This window comes from Pseudomonas meliae, assembly GCF_001400515.1.
GTDB classification, from domain to species: Bacteria; Pseudomonadota; Gammaproteobacteria; order Pseudomonadales; family Pseudomonadaceae; genus Aquipseudomonas; species Aquipseudomonas amygdali.
This window is the reverse complement of sequence record NZ_LJQT01000357.1, coordinates 1-13,423: the sequence shown is the minus strand read 5'-3', so window position 1 is coordinate 13,423 and position 13,423 is coordinate 1. Positions and strand designations below refer to the sequence as shown.

Below are 13,423 nucleotides of genomic sequence, written 5' to 3'. Positions count from 1 at the left end.
CAGCGCCGCAACCTGGCTGTCAGGATACGGCCGGGAAAGCCGACACGCCGAACAGCGCGACGATGAGCCCCATGCCCACCAGCCAGACTATCGAACGCAGTGCGGCGAGGTCAGCCAGATAGAAGATGATGTACAACAGACGACTGGTGATGAACAGCACCGCCAGCACATCAATGGTCACCAGCTGCGCATTGCCGGCAATGTGCGCGATGATGACCGCTGCGGCAAACGCCGGTGTCGCTTCATAGCTGTTGAGCTGGGCAGCATGCGCACGGCGCGGGAAACCCTCCAGCTTGTCGAGAAAGGCGCGCGGGTCATGATTGTGTCCGCTGCCGAATTTGCCGCTGCCGAACTTGGCGATACCGGCACACATAATCGGCAGCAGGATCGCGACCAGCACGCACCAGAAAGCAACTGTCGTACGTCCATCCTTATAGGTTCAGCTTCATCTGAAGCATCCGGGCAATACCCGCTCACAAGCTATGAGCCGGGGGGCAGCGAAAGGTTCTTGAAGAACGACCAGCAACCTGACGCATTACACCAGTTTAGGAAAGATCAGGCTGAACGTAGTGAAGTGTCCGGGCTCGCTCTCGACCGTCACCTGCCCTTCATGCAGGCTCATGATGGAACGCACAATCGCCAGCCCAAGCCCCGTCCCGCCCTGCTGTCGCGCGCGGCTGACATGAACCCGATAGAAGCGATCAAACAGCCGCGGCAGATGTTCGGCATCGATCCCCTCGCCCGCATTGCGCACCGCCAGTGACACTTCATCTGCATGCGTGGCAAGGGTGATGGTAATGACACTGCCGGACAGACCGTGGCGAATAGCGTTGGACAGCAGGTTCGAAATCGCTCGCTGAATCATCAGCCGGTCGCCTGTTGCCTTCGCGTTACCCTGAACCTGCAAGGTGATGTCGCGCTCTTCCGCCGAAGATGAAAACAGCTCGGCGACCTTATCGGCCTCTTCGCGCAGGTCGATGACCTCAACCGGCAACGGCGCGGCAGGCTGGCTGACACTGGCCAGAAACAGCATCTGGCTGATCATGCGCGACATGCGCTCCAGTTCCTCGGTGCACGATTCCAGCGCCTGCTTGTACTCTTCCGAAGGGCGCGGCCTGGACAGCGTGACCTGCGCCTTGCCCATCAGGTTGTTCATGGGCGAGCGCAGCTCATGTGCGAGGTCGTCCGAGAACTGCGCCAGTTGCTGCACATCGCCGTCCAGCCGGTGCAGCATGAAATTGACCGCATGCGCCAGGTCGCGCAATTCATCAGGCAGGCCCTTCACTTTCATGCGATGAGACAGATCGCGAGCCGAGATCAGTGCCGTTACTTTTCTGAAAGCACCCAACGGCCTGAGACCACGACGCACTACCCACCAGGCACCGAAGCCGACCAGCAGCAAGATCAGCGGCAGTATCAGGAAAGTCGATTTCAAATAAGCGTGCAGCAGCGTGCTGTCACTTTCCCGATCCATCGACAGCCTGACGAGAATATCCTGCCCTGTCTTGAGGTGTATTTCCCTGTAACCCATCAGAATCTTGTGGCCGTGTACCGACTGCAACTCCTGAAAGCCTTGAGGTATGTGATCTGCCTCGGGGACAGGCAGGTTCCGGCCTTCCTCGTTACCGACCATCATCAATTGCTGCCGAGGATTGCCCGCGTCGAGCACCATCAACGAATAGCTGTCGTGTCCGATGATCTGGTCACGCAGGGTATGAGGGTATTGAACAATGTCTTCGATGCCGAGAAAGCCCTCGCTCATGCTGTGTTCAATCTGCGCGAACTTCTCGTTCAGGCTGTCTTCGGCGCGCAGATCGAGCTGACGGGAAATAGCCGCATAAGCGAGCATTTCCATTACCAGTACCAGACACGCAATCAGCGCAGTAACGGTCAGCCCCAGGCGCGTCGACAGACGCGTCGGTTTCATTCACGCACTTCCAGCACATAGCCCACGCCGCGTAACGTGTGGATCAGCTTGGTCTCGAAAGGATCGTCGATCTTCGCGCGCAGGCGACGGATCGACACTTCCACCACATTGGTGTCGCAATCGAAGTTCATGTCCCAGACCAGGGAAATGATCTGGGTACGCGACATGACTTCCCCGCTGTGACGCATCAACAGGTGCAGGAGCGCGAACTCCTTGGTGGTCAGGTCGATGCGCTGGCTGCCGCGAAACGCCCGGTGCCGCCCTTGATCAAGCTCCAGATCGCCAACCTGCAACACCTTGGAGGTGGTGGTCTGCTCGCTGCGCCGCATCAACGTGCGGACCCTTGCCAATAGCTCGGGAAACTCGAACGGCTTGACCAGATAGTCATCCGCGCCCAATTCCAGACCCTTGACCTTCTCTTCCAGGCGCCCTCGTGCAGTGACCATCATGACGCGCGTACTGACCGTCTTCCTCAGGCGACTCAACACCTCCCAGCCGTCCATTTCCGGCAGGTTCACATCCAGTATCACCACATCGTAAGCCTGATGCTGCGCGAGATAGAGGCCATCGAGCCCGGTTGCAGCGATATCGACGATATAGCCACTTTCGGTCAGACCCTGATGCATGTACTCGGCAGTTTTCGGCTCGTCCTCTACGACAAGGATTCGCATAACCAGGCTTCCTGTTTGATGAACGTATGATGACGATGCCGTGCAGTGTACTGAAAAGAAACGCTTATCTTGTTGGATAACAAAATCGTAATTTTCCAGCAATCCCTGTGATAGCTCCGGTTACATAAAGTCCCCACAGCTAACTTCAGCGCCAAGGTGCCTGTTTGTTTTTTGTTTTGATGGGGTGCTTCATGGACAGGGTAATTCATGCGACTGAAGAACAACGTACGCACTCCGCGTACCGGTCTGGTAACAGGGTGCCCGGCATGAAAGTCGCCGCACTTTGTCTACTGCTGTTGCCATTTGCTGCTCCCGGCATCGCAGCAGCCCAGGGCATCAGCCTGGCTCAGGCGCTGGAAGCAGCCTTTGCGCGCAACCCGGAACTCGCCGCCGCGCAATGGGAGATCGGCGTCGCCGAAGGTGATCGATCGCCAGCAGGCCGGGCTGATTCCCAACCCGGTGGTGTCGTGGGAGGTTGAAGACACACGCCGCGAGACCAGCACCACCACCGTGATGCTCAGCCAAGCACTGGAACTGGGCGGCAAGCGCGGAGCACGCATCGAAGCCGCCAGCAAGGGCCAGGACGCCGCCCGGCTGGAGCTGGAGCGACGCGGCAACGAACTGCGGGCCGAAGTGGTTCAGGCGTTCTACGCAGCGGCGCGGGCGCAGGCAGGTCTCGACCTGGCGCGCCAGTCCAGAATACTGGCCGAGCGCGGCCTGCAGGTTGCCGAAGGGCGTGTTCGGGCGGGCAAGGTGTCACCGGTGGAGGCCACGCGCGCTCAGGTGCAACTGGCTGAAACCGACCTGCTGGTACGGCGCGCCGAGACCCTGAAGATCAACAGCAATCGTGAACTGGCGCGCACCACCGGTTCGCCGGTCGCCTCTTTCGAGCGTCTGGAGTACGCCGATCTGTCGCCGGGCAAGCTGCCACCGAGCGCAAAGCTATTGACCGCCATCAACCAGTCCGCCGAGCTGCGCCTCGCTCAGGCGCAGATAGAACAGCGCGAAGCCACGCTGGGTTCAGAACGCGCCAAGCGCATCCCTGACCTGACCGTCAGCGTCGGCAGCCAGTACAGCCGCGAAGAGCGCGAACGGGTCAACGTCGTGGGTCTGTCGATGCCGCTACCGTTATTCGACCGGAATCAGGGCAACGTACTTGCAGCATCACGCCGGGCCGACCAGTCACGCGACCTGCGCAATGCCGTTGAACTCAAGCTGCGCACCCAGACCCAGTCAGCCCTCGATCAGTGGAGTACTGCCGCGCAGGAAGTCGAGTCCTTCAATCAGGTCATCCTGCCCGCCGCGCAGCGCGCCGTCGACACCGCAACGCGCGGTTTCGAAATGGGCAAGTTCGGTTTTCTGGAAGTGCTGGATGCGCAACGAACGCTGATTTCAGCGCGCAGCCAGTACCTGGAATCGCTGGCGACTGCCACCGAAGCCCGAGTGGCTGTCGAGCGAATTCACGGTGATCTCAACCGGTTCAGCCTCAACCCCTGACTGTCTTTGTCCGCCTATATCGAGCGTATCGCAAGGTGCCGCAAGCACCTGATCGCCGGGAGCCTTTATGAACAACAAACGAAGCATTGCCATCACGCTGGCGGTGGTGGTGGCCATCATTGGTCTGGGCAGTCTGACGCTGAACCCGCAGATGCTGCCATTCGCAACTGGAACAGAGCCGTCAGCCGATGAGCACGCGCATGAATCCGAGCAGGGCCATGCTGAAGAGCCAGACCACGGCAACGAGGCGAAAAAACCGGACGCCGTAGCCTCCGAGTCTTCCCATAAAGAAGAGGAAGAAGGACACATCGAACTGAGCGCCGAGCAGATCAAGACTGCCGGCATCGAGCTGGCAAGCGCAGAACCTCGACAGATGAGCACCAGTGTGACCTTCCCCGGCGAAATCCGCTTCGATGAGGACCGCACCGCGCATGTCGTGCCTCGGGTCAGCGGTGTGGTCGAATCAGTGAAGGTCGATCTGGGTCAAGCCGTGAAAAAGGGTCAGGTGCTGGCAGTGATTGCCAGCCAGCAGATCTCCGATCAACGCAGCGAACTGAACGCCGCACAACGCCGCCAGGAACTGGCCCGCCTGACGTTACAGCGCGAGAAGAAACTCTGGGAAGACAAGATCTCCGCCGAGCAGGACTACTTGCAAGCGCGCCAGGAGTTTCAGGAGGCCGACATCAACCTGGCCAACGCCCGGCAGAAGATCAGCGCCATCGGTGCCAGCCTGAACCCATCCGCAGGCAATCGCTACGAATTGATCGCGCCATTTGACGCCATGGTCGTGGAGAAACACCTCGGCATCGGCGAGATGGTCAGCGAAGCGAGCAATGTCTTCACGCTGTCCGACCTGTCGCGTGTCTGGGCCACCTTTGGCGTAGCGCCCAGGGATCTGGACAAGGTGGTGGTCGGTCGTCCGGTCATCGTCAGCGCGCCCGATCTGAATGCCCAGGTCGAAGGCAAGATCGGTTACGTCGGCAGCCTGCTGGGCGAGCAGACCCGCGCTGCCGCCGTGCGCGTGACCCTTGCCAACCCGCAGGGTGCCTGGCGTCCCAGCCTGTTCGTGTCGGTGGAAGTCGCCGCCGAGCAGACCAGCGTGGCGGTCAGCATTCCCGAGTCTGCGATTCAGTCGATTGAGGACAAACCCTCGGTCTTCGTACGCAACGCTGAAGGTTTTCAACTGACACCGGTAACCCTCGGTCGCCGCGATGGCGGCCATGTGGAAATCGTCAAAGGCCTGGCTGGCGGCACACAAGTGGCTGCTGCGGGCAGTTTCATCCTCAAGTCGGAGCTGGGCAAAGGCTCCGCCGAGCACGCCCATTGATCTGCGTCACACGAGTACACCTCCATGTTTGAACGGTTGATTCAATTCGCGATTGAACAGCGCATCGTTGTGATGCTTGCTGTGCTGCTCATGGCTGGGCTGGGTATTGCCAGTTACCAGAAACTGCCTATCGATGCCGTTCCCGACATCACCAACGTACAGGTGCAGATCAACACGTCGGCACCCGGCTTTTCGCCGCTGGAAACCGAACAGCGCATCACCTTCGCCATCGAAACCAACATGGCAGGCCTGCCCGGCCTGCAACAGACGCGCTCGCTGTCGCGCTCGGGCCTGTCTCAGGTCACGGTGATTTTCGAAGACGGCACTGACCTGTTCTTTGCCAGGCAGTTGGTGGGCGAGCGCCTGCAGATTGCCAAGGACCAGTTGCCTGAAGGCGTCAACGCGATGATGGGGCCGATTTCCACCGGCCTCGGCGAGATCTTTCTGTGGACGGTCGAGGCCCGTGAGGGCGCACTGAAAGAAGACGGCACGCCGTACACGCCGACCGACCTGCGGGTGATTCAGGACTGGATCATCAAGCCGCAATTACGCAACGTACCGGGCGTGGCCGAGATCAACACCATCGGCGGTTTCGCCAGGCAGTATCAGATTGCGCCCGATCCGAAGAAGCTGGCGGCCTACAAACTGACACTGAACGATCTGGTGGCTGCGCTTGAGCGCAACAACGCCAATGTCGGCGCAGGTTACATCGAGCGCGGCGGTGAGCAACTGCTGATACGCGCACCAGGCCAGCTCGGCACGGTGGACGATATCGCCAACATCGTCATCGCCAATGTGCAGGGCACGCCTATCAGGATCAGCAGCGTGGCCGAGGTCGGTATCGGCAAGGAAATGCGCTCCGGCGCAGCCACCGAAAACGGCCGTGAAGTCGTGCTTGGCACGGTGTTCATGCTGATCGGTGAAAACAGCCGGACGGTGTCACAGGCCGTGGCCGCCAAACTCGCCGACATCAATCGCACACTGCCCGAAGGCGTCGAAGCGGTAACGGTTTACGACCGCACCAATCTGGTCGAAAAAGCCATCGCAACAGTGAAAAAGAACCTGATCGAAGGCGCGATTCTGGTCATCGTGATTCTGTTCCTGTTTCTGGGCAACATCCGTGCTGCGCTGATCACCGCCATGGTAATTCCGCTGGCCATGCTGTTTACCTTCACCGGCATGTTCACCAACAAGGTCAGCGCCAACCTGATGAGCCTGGGCGCGCTGGACTTCGGCATTATCGTCGACGGCGCGGTGGTGATCGTCGAAAACGCGATCCGCAGGCTGGCGCATGCCCAGAAGAAATACGGCCGCATGCTGACCCGCTCCGAGCGTTTCCACGAGGTCTTCGCCGCCGCCAGAGAAGCCCGTCGGCCGCTGATTTTCGGTCAATTGATCATCATGGTCGTGTACCTGCCGATCTTCGCCCTCACCGGTGTGGAAGGCAAAATGTTCCACCCTATGGCCTTCACAGTGGTCATCGCCCTGCTCGGTGCCATGATTCTTTCGGTGACCTTCGTGCCTGCCGCCATCGCCATGTTCGTCACCGGCAAGGTCAAGGAAGAAGAAGGTTTTGTGATGCGCACCGCTCGCCAGCGCTACGCGCCGATACTGAGCTGGGTACTGGGGCATCGCTCAATAGCGTTCGGCTTGGCCTTGGTGCTGATCGTGCTGTCCGGCTTCACCGCCAGCCTCATGGGCAGCGAGTTCATCCCGAGCCTGAGCGAAGGCGACTTCGCCTTGCAGGCGCTGCGGGTTCCTGGCACCAGCCTGAGCCAGTCGGTGGACATGCAGCAGCGTCTGGAAAAAGCCATCATCGAAAAAGTCCCGGAAGTGCAGCGCGTGTTCGCCCGCACCGGCACCGCCGAAATCGCCGCCGACCCGATGCCGCCCAACATCTCTGACAGCTACGTGATGCTCAAGCCGCAAAGTGAATGGCCGGACCCGGACAAGTCCCGCGAGGCACTGATAGCCGACCTGCAAAAGGCCGCCGCCAGTGTGCCGGGCAGCAACTACGAACTGTCCCAGCCGATCCAGTTGCGCTTCAACGAGCTGGTTTCCGGTGTACGCAGTGACGTCGCGGTGAAAGTGTTCGGCGACGACATGAACGTGCTCAACCAGACCGCCGCAAAAATTGCCGCCACCCTGCAAAAAGTGCCAGGCGCTTCAGAAGTGAAAGTGGAACAGACCACCGGCCTGCCGGTACTGACCATCAACATTGATCGCGACAAGGCCGCGCGTTACGGCCTCAACGTGGCCGATGTGCAGGACGCCATCGCCATTGCGCTGGGCGGTCGTCAGGCGGGAACGTTGTATGAGGGCGACCGCCGCTTCGACATGGTGGTGCGCCTGTCCGAGCAACTGCGCACCGATGTGAACGGGCTCTCCAGCCTGCTCATTCCGGTGCCTGCGAGTGCCAACAGCAACCAGCAGATCAGCTTCATCGCACTGTCCCAGGTCGCCAGCCTTGATCTGGTATTGGGCCCGAACCAGATCAGCCGCGAGAACGGCAAGCGTGTCGTTATCGTCAGCGCCAACGTGCGCGGCCGGGACCTCGGCTCGTTTGTCGAAGAAGCAGGCACCACCATCGACAGCGGCGTGCAGATCCCGGCGGGTTACTGGACCAATTGGGGCGGCCAGTTCGAGCAACTGCAATCGGCCGCCAAACGCCTGCAAATCGTCGTGCCAGTGGCATTGCTGCTGGTACTGGCGCTGCTGTTCATGATGTTCAACAACCTCAAGGACGGCCTGCTGGTGTTCACCGGCATACCGTTCGCCCTCACCGGCGGCGTCATGGCCCTGTGGCTGCGCGACATTCCCCTGTCGATCTCCGCAGGCGTGGGCTTCATCGCCCTCTCGGGTGTGGCGGTGCTGAACGGCCTGGTGATGATCGCCTTCATCCGCAGCCTGCGCGAACAAGGCCACTCGCTGCACAACGCCATCAACGAAGGCGCCCTCACCCGCCTGCGCCCGGTGCTGATGACCGCACTGGTCGCCTCCCTGGGCTTCATCCCCATGGCCCTCGCCACCGGGACTGGTGCGGAAGTGCAGCGACCGCTTGCGACGGTGGTGATTGGCGGGATTCTGTCGTCGACCGCGCTGACGTTGCTGGTGTTGCCGGCGTTGTATCAGTGGGCGCATCGGCGGGAGGAGGATGAGGTCGAGGCGTTGAAGCAGGGTTTCAAGTAACCGCCAAAGCTTCAGGAGGCTCGTGATAGAGCATCCTGAAGCTTTCACCTGCCCGCAGTGAACTTTCAGTTAAAGGAAGGTCGAAACACTCGCCATTGAAAGTAGCGTTCGTCCGTAGCTTTTATCCCACAGGATTTTCAGGGCTTTCCTGCTCATCAGTCCGCTCAGAGATATAGTCCGGTCCCGTTAAAGTGCTTATCGTCCAGTTACAAATGGGCCACGCGGCAGTACGTTGCCTGCGTAAGGAGATGTAGCAGTTGATGAACAACGTTCAAGCCGCATGACGCGCACCAGTCTCTACGACCGTATCTCTGAACGCCGACTGGCTGACGAAGCACTGGCGCGCGAGGAAACCGAGCGGGCTGCCGCTCAACAGGCGCTCGACATCATTCAGGCGGCTATCCCTGTCCCACAACCCTTGCTCGACGCACCCTGCAGTTTCAATTTTGGCGGGTTCCGCTTCGGCTTTCCGGAAGGGTTCGGGTGCAGCGCGATCGATGCCACCATTCAAGTCGATGGAGAGCCTGTGGTGGTCTCCATTCAGCGCAGCGATGTACCTGAAGAGGCGAATCTTGCCGGGGCGTTCGCCGAAGCGGTCAAAGCACTGCAGCCGTTGTATGGCAATGTCCGAGTCATCCGCCAGTATGAAACGTTACTGGCAGGGAATGCCGCGCTGGCGCTGGACTTCCATTTTCGCGTGGGCTTCGAAGAACGGCATGGGCGCTTGATCGGTTCCATCGTACCGGTCGCCGATCAAAACGAACGCCAATGGTTGAGCGTGGGCTGTGTAATCGACTCAGAAAAACCCGCGCTGAAAACATGGCTGCTGGACTTCGACGTCATGCTTGAAGGTATGACGGCACCCTGAGCTCTACTTCATCGCTGACAGGACACGCTTTAATGGACTATACGTTGCAGAGCATCAGCGTCACGTGGCTGATCAGGCCTCCACTACTCGCGGCTACAGGCGTAATTGCGATGTTTGAGGCAGCCCGGTTACTGGATGAGATCGAACACACCGGTGCACTGACGGGCTTTTTACTCGGCGCGGTGGTGGGTATCGCGGCAGTGGCGTATGTGTCATTCACCTTCGTCACGTGCGGGTTCGGCGGGATTCTACTGGGACTGGCCGTCGGCCTGGCAGGCAACGCCCTTGCAAGTCTTGGGGAGGCTATAGGCAGCGCCTTCAGCTCTCCAGCGGGGCAGATCGAGTCTGCCTCGCCCAACGTCTTCATCAACGGCCGGCCTGCTGCTTTTGCTATTGAGAGCACCGCCGTGTGCGACAAGCACTCGCCCATCGTCAAGGTTGCCGAAGGGTCCAGCAACGTCTTCATCAATGGCCAGCCCGCAGCGCGTAAAGGCGACAAACTGACCTGCGGCGCGAAAATCGGCACCGGCTCGCCAAACGTCTTCATCGGCGGCGGCACCCAACGCTACCTGCCAGTGGATGACGAAGTCTCGGCGATGTACCGCTACACAGTGGACATTCTGTTGATCGTGGCGGGCGGGGCCAAGGCAGTCACCAGTATCGCCAGACTGGGTATGCAGGCGGGCCTGAAAGCTGCTGGCCCTTGCGCGCTGCGCTTCATGGGCGGTGTCTTTCTGGGGGACGCGATTTTTCGCTTCGGTGTCGCTCCCCTGGCCGAAAAAGTGCTGGGTGGCCTACACGGCAACCCGGTCGACACCACCACTGGGCGCAAGCTGTTGATCGATGAGTCCGACTTCAGCCTGCCCGGTCTGATGCCCATCGAATGGACGCGCTTCTATGCCAGCGACCTGACTGTCGACAGCGCACTGGGCAATGGCTGGGTCTTGCCCTGGGAACAAAGCCTGCGCCGTAAAGGCAGCTTTCTGTACCTCAGCGACAATCAGGGCCGCAGCGTGCCCTTCGTGACACTGGACTACAACCAGCGCATCTACAACGCACAGGAACAGCTGTACCTGGTGCGTACCGAGGGTGGTCATTACCTGCTGCAAACCCTGGACAACGTGTTCTATTACTTCGGCGAAGTGCCCGACGACAACCAGCCTGTTCCCCTGCAACGCGTCGAAAACGCCCTCGGTCATTTTCTGCATTTCGTACGCAGCGAAGACGGCGTTCTGACCGACATCTGCTCCACCGGCGGGCATCGTGTGCACCTGCACTACGACGAGGTGACCAACCGCCTGAGCACCGTCAAGCGGATCGTCGGCGACCAGGCCGTCGAGACGCTAGTGCGCTATGGCTACGACAACAATGGCCAGTTGAACAGTGTGTACAACCGCAATGGCGACTCGGTGCGCAACTTCAGCTACACCGACGGCCTGATGACCCGCCACGCCAATGCACTGGGGCTCAGTTGCGAGTACCGCTGGGAAACACTCGATGACAAGCCGCGCGTGGTCGAACACTGGACCAGTGACGGCGAGCACTTTCAGTTCGATTATGATTTCGAGGCGCGCCAGACGCGGGTGACGGATGTATTGGGGCGCCGTGCCGAGGTGACCTGGAATAAGGACCGTCGTGTCGTCGCCAGCACTGATTTCGGTGGTGAGCAGTACCGTATCGCGCTGGACGACACCGGCAATATCAACGGTCTGACGCTGCCCGACGGCAATCAACTGAGCTTCGAATACGATGACCTGTCACGCCTCACGACAGAGACCGACCCGCTGGGCCGAACCACGCGTTATCAGCATCACTACAAGACCACGCTGGTCAAACAGATCACTTACCCCGATGGCAGCACCTGGAAGGCCCGTTATGATGAGCGAGGCAACCTCGTCGCCGAGATCGACGCACTGGGTCACAAGACCGAATACCTCAACGGCAAGGACGGCTTGCCCCATACCATCGTCGACCCGACGCTCAAGTCCAAATACCTGTGGTGGAACAACCTCGCGCAGGTAGAGCGCTTTCAGGACTGCTCGGGCAAAAGCACGTATTACCGTTATGACGAGCGCCATCAACTGGTCGCCGTTACCGATGCCCTGAACAACACCACCACGCTAGAGCGCAAGCCCGGCGGCGAAGTGCTGCGCATCGACCACCCAGACGGCACCCGCGAGAGCTTCACCTACAACGCTCACGGTCAGGTCCTGACACACACTGACGGTAAGGACCAGACCACCCATCTGGCCCGCAACGCACGCGGCCTGCCGACCAGACGTCAGGACCCTAAAGGGCTGATGGTCGCCTACCAGTACTACAAAGCCCTGCGCCTCGCAGCGCTGAGCAATGAAAACGACGCCACTTACACGTTCGCCTACGATGACTCCGACCGGCTGATCGAAGAAAAGCGCATCGACCAGTTGACCCGCCGTTTCAGCTACAACCTTGGCGGGCATCTGACTCAGGTCGAAGAAACCGGCTACGGCGAAAAAGGCGAACGGCCACAGCGCAGCACGTATTTCGAACGCGACCCGATTGGTCGATTGCTGGCCAGACTCAACAACGACGCCCGTCAGGATTTCACCTACGACGACAGCGACCGCCTACTGTCCATTCAACGCACACCTACCGACGGCGGCAGAAAGCTCGGTGTCACGGCTGAAAAACTGGAATTTGCCTACGACATTCTGGGCCGCCTGACGCAGGAATCTTCGCCTCAGGGCACCCTGGCCTACGAGTACGATCCACTCAGCAACCTTACCACGTTGACCCTTCCTACCGGCCAGCACCTGAATCACCTGTATTACGGCAGCGGTCACCTGCATCAACTGAACCTCGATGGCCAGTTGATCAGCGACATGGAGCGCGACGACCTGCACCGCGAGATCTATCGCACGCAGGGCAAACTCACCAGTTGCTTCGGCTATGACGCTCTGGGGCGCAAGACCTGGCAGTACGCAACCACCCTGCCCGCGGAAAAACTGTCACAGATCCAGAACCCGCTCATAAAGCCAGAACGCTACGTCGAGCACGCCTACAACCCGCTCCACCGCCGCTACGAATACGACCCGGCCGGCGAACTGAGCCGCACCCTCGACAAACTGCGTGGCGAAGTCACCTACGAATACGAAGCCAACGGCCGCCTGCTTGAACACAACCCCGAAAAACGCTTCGAAGGCGAAGAATTCCGCTACGACACCGCTGGCAACCGCCTGAACTTCAACACCAACCGCTTCGACCGCGTCAAAGACAACCGTCTCAAGCAATGGAGCAACCACGAATACAAGTACGACGCATGGGGCAACCTGGTCGAGAAAATCGTGGGCATCGTCCGCTGGCAAACCTTCACTTACGACAGCGAAAACCGCCTGGTCAAAACCGAGACCATGGCCAACAGCCAAGTGGAAAGCACCAGCAGCTATCAATACGACAGTCTGGGGAGGCGGGTCGCTAAACAGTCGGAGATCAAAGGCCAGAACGACGAGAAGCGCTTTCTTTGGCAGGGATTGCGGCTGCTGCGTGAAGAGGGTCCCGGGCACAGCAGCTTGTATCTCTATGAGCCTGGCAGCTATGCCCCGCTCGCCCGTGTTGATCAACGCGAGGGCGAAACCGGGAACAGGGTTTACTACTTCCACACCGACCAGATTGGTACCCCGCTGGAAATGACCGACGCCGAAGGGCAGATCGTCTGGCAGGCGAAATACCGGCCGTGGGGAGCAATTGAAAAACTAGTGGTTAACGAGGTCGAGCAGAACCTGAGGTTTCAGGGGCAGTATTTCGATGTCGAGACAGGGCTTCACTACAACACGTTTCGGTATTACGATCCTGAGATTGGGCGGTTTATTACGCAGGATCCGATTGGGTTGAGTGGTGGGGATAATCTCTATCTGTATGCGCCTAATCCTTATGGGTGGGTTGATCCGTTAGGGAGGCGCTGCAAA

The 13,423-nt window shown here is 59.7% G+C and carries 6 protein-coding genes and 2 pseudogenes; 5 read left to right on the top strand and 3 right to left on the bottom strand.

Features of this window, described 5'->3' with window-relative positions:
- Positions 1-19: 19 nt before the first annotated feature.
- The 3 genes and pseudogenes from ALO64_RS16860 to ALO64_RS16850 form a co-directional block, all read right to left on the bottom strand.
- Positions 20-418, bottom strand: a pseudogene (locus ALO64_RS16860) (MAPEG family protein); the annotation flags it as partial.
- A 117-nt stretch (positions 419-535) separates the two neighbouring features.
- On the bottom strand, positions 536-1,927 hold the full coding sequence (locus ALO64_RS16855) for a heavy metal sensor histidine kinase (protein ID WP_005734417.1): 1,392 nt from the start codon (positions 1,925-1,927) through the stop codon (positions 536-538).
- Positions 1,924-2,598, bottom strand: coding sequence for a heavy metal response regulator transcription factor (locus tag ALO64_RS16850; protein WP_004654919.1), 675 nt, complete (start codon positions 2,596-2,598; stop codon positions 1,924-1,926). The genes ALO64_RS16855 and ALO64_RS16850 overlap by 4 nt, the downstream gene beginning before the upstream one ends.
- 266 nt (positions 2,599-2,864) lie before the next feature.
- On the opposite strand from ALO64_RS16850, the pseudogene ALO64_RS16845 reads away from it, so the two are divergent.
- The 5 genes and pseudogenes from ALO64_RS16845 to ALO64_RS16825 form a co-directional block, all read left to right on the top strand.
- Positions 2,865-4,095: pseudogene (locus ALO64_RS16845) on the top strand (TolC family protein).
- Positions 4,096-4,162: 67 nt separating this feature from the next.
- Positions 4,163-5,422, top strand: coding sequence for an efflux RND transporter periplasmic adaptor subunit (locus ALO64_RS16840; protein ID WP_044344192.1), 1,260 nt, complete (start codon positions 4,163-4,165; stop codon positions 5,420-5,422).
- 24 nt (positions 5,423-5,446) lie between these two features.
- A complete protein-coding gene (locus ALO64_RS16835; RefSeq protein ID WP_044344191.1) occupies positions 5,447-8,611 on the top strand; it encodes a CusA/CzcA family heavy metal efflux RND transporter in 3,165 nt (1,054 codons plus the stop codon).
- 280 nt (positions 8,612-8,891) lie between these two features.
- Positions 8,892-9,479, top strand: a complete 588-nt coding sequence (locus tag ALO64_RS16830) for a hypothetical protein (protein WP_044344190.1) — start codon at positions 8,892-8,894, stop codon at positions 9,477-9,479.
- Positions 9,480-9,589: 110 nt separating this feature from the next.
- A partial coding sequence (locus ALO64_RS16825; RefSeq protein ID WP_054991758.1) for an RHS repeat-associated core domain-containing protein occupies positions 9,590-13,423 on the top strand: 3,834 nt, incomplete at its 3' end.